Origin of the sequence: Sphingobacterium sp. UBA6645, assembly GCF_002455685.1 — a bacterium.
GTDB classification, from domain to species: Bacteria; Bacteroidota; Bacteroidia; order Sphingobacteriales; family Sphingobacteriaceae; genus Sphingobacterium; species Sphingobacterium hotanense.
In genome coordinates, this window is the sequence record NZ_DKLH01000059.1 from 1 (window position 1) to 4,909 (window position 4,909).

At 40.7% G+C, this 4,909-nt stretch carries 5 protein-coding genes; all 5 read right to left on the reverse strand.

Annotated elements, in window-relative coordinates; genetic code table 11:
- Positions 1–92: 92 nt before the first annotated feature.
- The 5 genes from B2400_RS11365 to B2400_RS11385 all read right to left on the reverse strand — a co-directional run bounded on the left by B2400_RS11365 (position 93) and on the right by B2400_RS11385 (position 4,756).
- On the reverse strand, positions 93–494 hold the full coding sequence (locus B2400_RS11365) for a type II toxin-antitoxin system HicB family antitoxin (protein ID WP_149526249.1): 402 nt from the start codon (positions 492–494) through the stop codon (positions 93–95).
- Positions 495–533: 39 nt separating this feature from the next.
- Positions 534–710: a type II toxin-antitoxin system HicA family toxin gene (locus B2400_RS11370; protein WP_293933433.1), complete on the reverse strand. Its 177-nt coding sequence runs from the start codon at positions 708–710 to the stop codon at positions 534–536.
- Between the two features lie 353 nt (positions 711–1,063).
- The gene (locus B2400_RS11375) at positions 1,064–3,577 is read right to left on the reverse strand and encodes a cation-translocating P-type ATPase (protein WP_293933436.1); all 2,514 of its coding nucleotides are present in this window, start codon (positions 3,575–3,577) and stop codon (positions 1,064–1,066) included.
- A 275-nt stretch (positions 3,578–3,852) separates the two neighbouring features.
- Positions 3,853–4,044, reverse strand: a complete 192-nt coding sequence (rpsU, locus tag B2400_RS11380; protein ID WP_093097788.1) for a 30S ribosomal protein S21 — start codon at positions 4,042–4,044, stop codon at positions 3,853–3,855.
- 73 nt (positions 4,045–4,117) lie between these two features.
- Positions 4,118–4,756: an HAD family hydrolase gene (locus B2400_RS11385; protein ID WP_293933443.1), complete on the reverse strand. Its 639-nt coding sequence runs from the start codon at positions 4,754–4,756 to the stop codon at positions 4,118–4,120.
- Positions 4,757–4,909 lie beyond the last annotated feature (153 nt).

Consider the following 4,909-nt stretch of genomic DNA (forward strand, 5'->3'; position numbering starts at 1 on the left):
AAAAAGCTCATCGAAAGATGAGCTTTTTTGGTTTTTGGGAGTTTTTTTTGCGGCGAAACTTCCTAATTTTGAGATTCGTCTCGACCATATTTTTAAACCAACTCTACTGCCTGAAGCTCTGCCGCAAGACGGTGAAGCCCTTCTTCTATCTTCTTGAGCTGCAGCTGGCGAGGCTTTTTCAGACCGGAAGAATAATGTTGCAACTGACGTTGATTGATGCCTGTAATCTTTTCTAAAGCGGCATTAGTAAAGATGCCTTTGTAGTAATTGAGAAAGCTCTCTGCATCGAAGTGATAAATCACTTTGTAATTGCCTTTAAGAATAGACGGAATATTCTCTGCAGCGAATTCTCCGGTCATAATGTCGATTGCATCTAAAATTGATTTTTTTGCTTCTTCGACAGTATCCCCTCCTCCATAAATACCTTCGGCATTTTCAGCATAGGCACTGAACATGTCATCACTGCGCTCGATAATGATCTTTAGTGTTCTCATAATATTTTCATTTTATTTATCATGGGGATCGGGAGCTAATTAAAGCCCCAGATCCTTCATGATTTTCTTGCGAAGGCCCTCTCCAATCTCTTTGCTACCTTGGTAAGGAATTGGATAGGACTTCCCATCCTTCTCATAAATGTAATGAGATCCTCTGGTACGGATATGAATCCAGCCGTTTTTTCGCAATAGTCTGTGGAACTCGCTTGATTTCATAATGAAAAATTCTAAAATGTGCCTGGATAATTTATGCCTTAAAACACCAATCACATCTCGAACTCCACAATACAAAGGTAGTATATATACTACCATTTTTGCAAATATTTGTACAATTATATTGTCTATATATCTATTTTTAAGATATTTAATATAAAAACAGTTAAATACGTCAAAGATTTTATCAACTTCTATAAGCCTGGCTTAATTATTAACTACCGTTATTAAATAAGATGAATTACACATTTGTTTAATCTACTTAGTATACTAAATGAAGAAAAGGTTCGCCTAAGTTGTGCTTTTTATTTTCATATTAAAAGCTAGATTAGATTTACAAAACAAGCATCCTTTCTTTATTTTCCACCCGTCGAAGTTTTTCGTTTAACAGATTTATACAGTTCAAACCACAGAACAGAAACACTCGCTATCGCAATGGACATCCCTAATTCAGAAGCATTCAAATCCGTGACCTCAAAGAAACGGGCGAAGGGTTGAATATATAAAATAGAAAAGAGTAGGATTAACGTCACTCCAATTACAATCGGGAATAATATATTTTTGTATTTAAAGCTTTCGAATACGCTATAATAGAAAGAACGGTTAACCAAGCTCAACAAGATATTAGCAAAAATAAGCGTCGTGAAGACCATGGCTCTAGTGTTCTCTTCGGAACCTCCATTTTGAATAGCCCATTGATAAGCGAATAAGACGCCAGCGGTAATTGCCAGTCCTTGTATAATACTGATAGCAAGCTCTTTTATATTTAAAAACGTATCGCCTAAAGACCTTGGGGGCTTCAGCATGGTATTCATTTCCATAGGTTCGCTCTCATAAACAATAGAGCATGTAGGCCCCATGACCAATTCCATAAAGATAACATGCACCGGGCTGAAGATTTGCGGATAGATCCAGCCCAGAAACAAGGGCAATGACACGGTCAATATGATTGGGATGTGAATCGATATGATATATTGTATTGCTTTCTTGATATTAGCGTAAATGCGGCGTCCTGCAGCAATTCCGAGCACAAGCTTATCCAAATCATCATTGGTAATCACTAAGGCCGCTGCAGCCTTCGCGATCTCCGTTCCTTTGCTTCCCATGGCAACCCCAATGTGGGCGGCTTTTAGTGCCGGTCCATCATTGACACCGTCGCCCAGCATAGCGACCACCTCTCCTTTTTTCTTTAACGCATTGATGACTGTAAGCTTTGCTTCTGGAAACATCCGTGTAAACAATACGGTCCGCTCTGCAACCGACATTAATTGCTCTTCCGAATATGCGGCCAGGTCGCTCCCATTTAGTCCCACAGCTGTATTGACGATACCTGCTTGGGCAGCAATACTAGCGGTGGTGTCTGCATTGTCGCCCGTAATTACCTTAACTTGTATGCCTGCGTCGTATATCTTCTTGAACACATTTTCGATACCTTTCTTTGGCGGGTCATAAAACACGACGAAGCCTAGGAAATCAAATTCGAAGTCTTGTTGTTTTTCAGGGAAGTCATCCGTCGGGAAAACAGATTTCGCAACGCCTAGCACCCGAAAGCCTTCTTTTCCGAAAGCCTTGTATAATGCTCGTAGCTTATCCTTCTCGACCTCATCTAGCGATGACACCGCGAGGATAGCTTCCGGCGCTCCTTTTGCCGCTATGATACGAATACCATCATCATTGCGAAAAAGATGTGTCATCATGGGCGGCTTACCTTCTAATGGGTATTCATGAAAGAGCTCATATTGCTTCCGCTGATCGTCTCTGGTCGTCTTTTCGTAGACCTGATGCAACGTCTTCTCCATGGGATCAAAAGGCACTGGTTCGCTGCTCCACATCGCGTAATCAATCAATGTTGTAAGCTTCGGATTATCAAATTCAGTCTCAACGTAGATTTTGTTGGAACCATAATCATACAACGTGCTAAGATGCATGCTATTCTCCGTTATGGTGCCTGTTTTATCCGTGCAGATTACGGTTGTACTTCCTAGCGTTTCAACAACACTGCTCCTTTTGATGATCACCCCTTCCCGCATCAATTTCCAAGCTCCCAGAGCCATAAATGTGGTGAAGGCGACGGGAATCTCTTCCGGCAGAACAGACATCGCCATCGTAAGCCCATTTAATAAACTGGCAACGAAATTGTGAGACTGAAAGTAACTATATCCCCAGACTAGTAAAAAAATAAAAATGCCGGCTACGGCCATCCATTTCACGAACTGACGGATTTGTATCTGCAATGGCGAGCTTTCTTCTTGAATGCTTGAAATGGACTCGCCAATCTTTCCAATCTTTGTATTCTTCCCGATTGCTTCGACTTCAAAAACTGCCAATCCGGATACGGAAATTGTTCCACTGTATATGTACTTATCCTCCGAATCCGCACTCTTGAACACCGAGAAGCTCTCGCCCGTCAAAGAGGCTTCGTTGACAGAATAATCATTGCTATGGACAATCCGACCATCGGCATTGATCATCTTCCCCTCCTCCGTGATGCACAAATCACCAACGACGATTTCATGACTTGGAATCTTCTCGACTTGCGAATTTCTGATAACAGTGCTTAGGGGTTCATTTAGTTTTTCAAGTTCCTCCAAAGCTTTCTTGCTCCGATTATCTTGATAGAAGGAAATTCCCGATACAGCGACGATGGCGACGAACATAAATAAAGCCTCGCCATAATCTCCAACGAGCACATAGATGATAGAAATTGCAAACAACAATATCAACATAGGCTCTTTGAGAATTTCCCATAGTATCGCCCAAGCTCCGCTATGTTCCGTTTCTATTTTATTAATGCCATACTTCTCACGGGATGTATTTACTTCTGCTTCCGATAGCCCTTTGAGGTGCTTCGGTATATTATAATTGGTCATCAATTGTTGTTTTTCAGATAGATTTGGTTTGCTGATAAAATGAAGCCGAAAGTTTTCCCGCTTTCTCTATTTTACAGATAGATAAGTTACGAAAAGTAATCGAATTGGATTGGTTTGAAGTGTTGAATTCGAAGAATTAACGCTTATCCATAGCAAATTACGGAAGTTTTGAGAGGGATTTCATGATTTTCATCACTTCTTAGAAAAGAAAAGCCCCATCACAATGCTGTGATGGGGCTGATATCTTTTAGAAGGCGTTCTTAGGCGCCGTTCAATTACGCGTTGTCTTGGTTTAAAGATTGCTTGTAGATAGCTTTCTTAACTTGGATACGACGAGCTACAGATTTCTTCTCATAAGCCTGACGAGAACGAAGTTCTCTTAAAACACCAGTCTTCTCGAATTTCTTCTTGAAACGTTTTAATGCTCTATCTAAAGATTCACCTTCTTTAACATTTACAATAATCATAGCTTTTATATACCTCCTTTCGTCGTAAAATTCTTGGTGTGCAAAAGTAAACAAAACAAAGCGGTTTCGCAAATTAATTTTCGAGGAGCTTGTATTCTTCTACGATTGCTTCGATCGGATGCTCCGCTGTGCATAAAGCAGTGTGGATGCCTAATAACTTTGCAGCTTCTAAGTGTTGCGGGCTATCATCAATGAATAATGTTTCCGCGGGATTGAGGTTATTTTCTTTCAATACGAGTTCAAAAATGGCTAAATCTGGTTTACGCAGTCCTGCAAGGTGCGAATAGTAAGTCTTCTCAAAAAACTGATCGTTGCTGTCTACGCCGTAACGATCTTTGATATGCTGCATACAGTATGCGTAATGCAATTCGTTATTATTGCTTAAAAGGAACATACGGTTATGCTTCTTCAACTCCTCTAATACCCCATGTTTTCCCTCCGGAACACCAATCAATAGTGAATTCCACGCGTCGTCTATCTGTTGGTCTGTTAAGTCCGGCCGATTGGCTTTTACCCTCACCCCTTCTCTAAATTCCGCCGCAGAGATCTCTCCCTTATCGAACTCGTCAAACAGGCTGTCCTGTCCGCGATGTCCAAAAAAGTCGTTCACATTGGTGATACCGAGCGCACTAAAGGATTCGCTTACTTTTTTGAAGTCAATCATAAAGATGACATTCCCATAATCCAGGATAACATTTTTAATATTTTGCATACAAAAATTTTGTTTTCTCGTCTCAAATATCGATAATTGCATCGTCAAAACCGGAATTATCGTTCTCTTTTTTGATAACAAAAACTGCGCCTATAGCTCAGTCGGTTAGAGTAGAAGACTCATAATCTTTTGGTCCCTGGTTCGAGCCCAGGT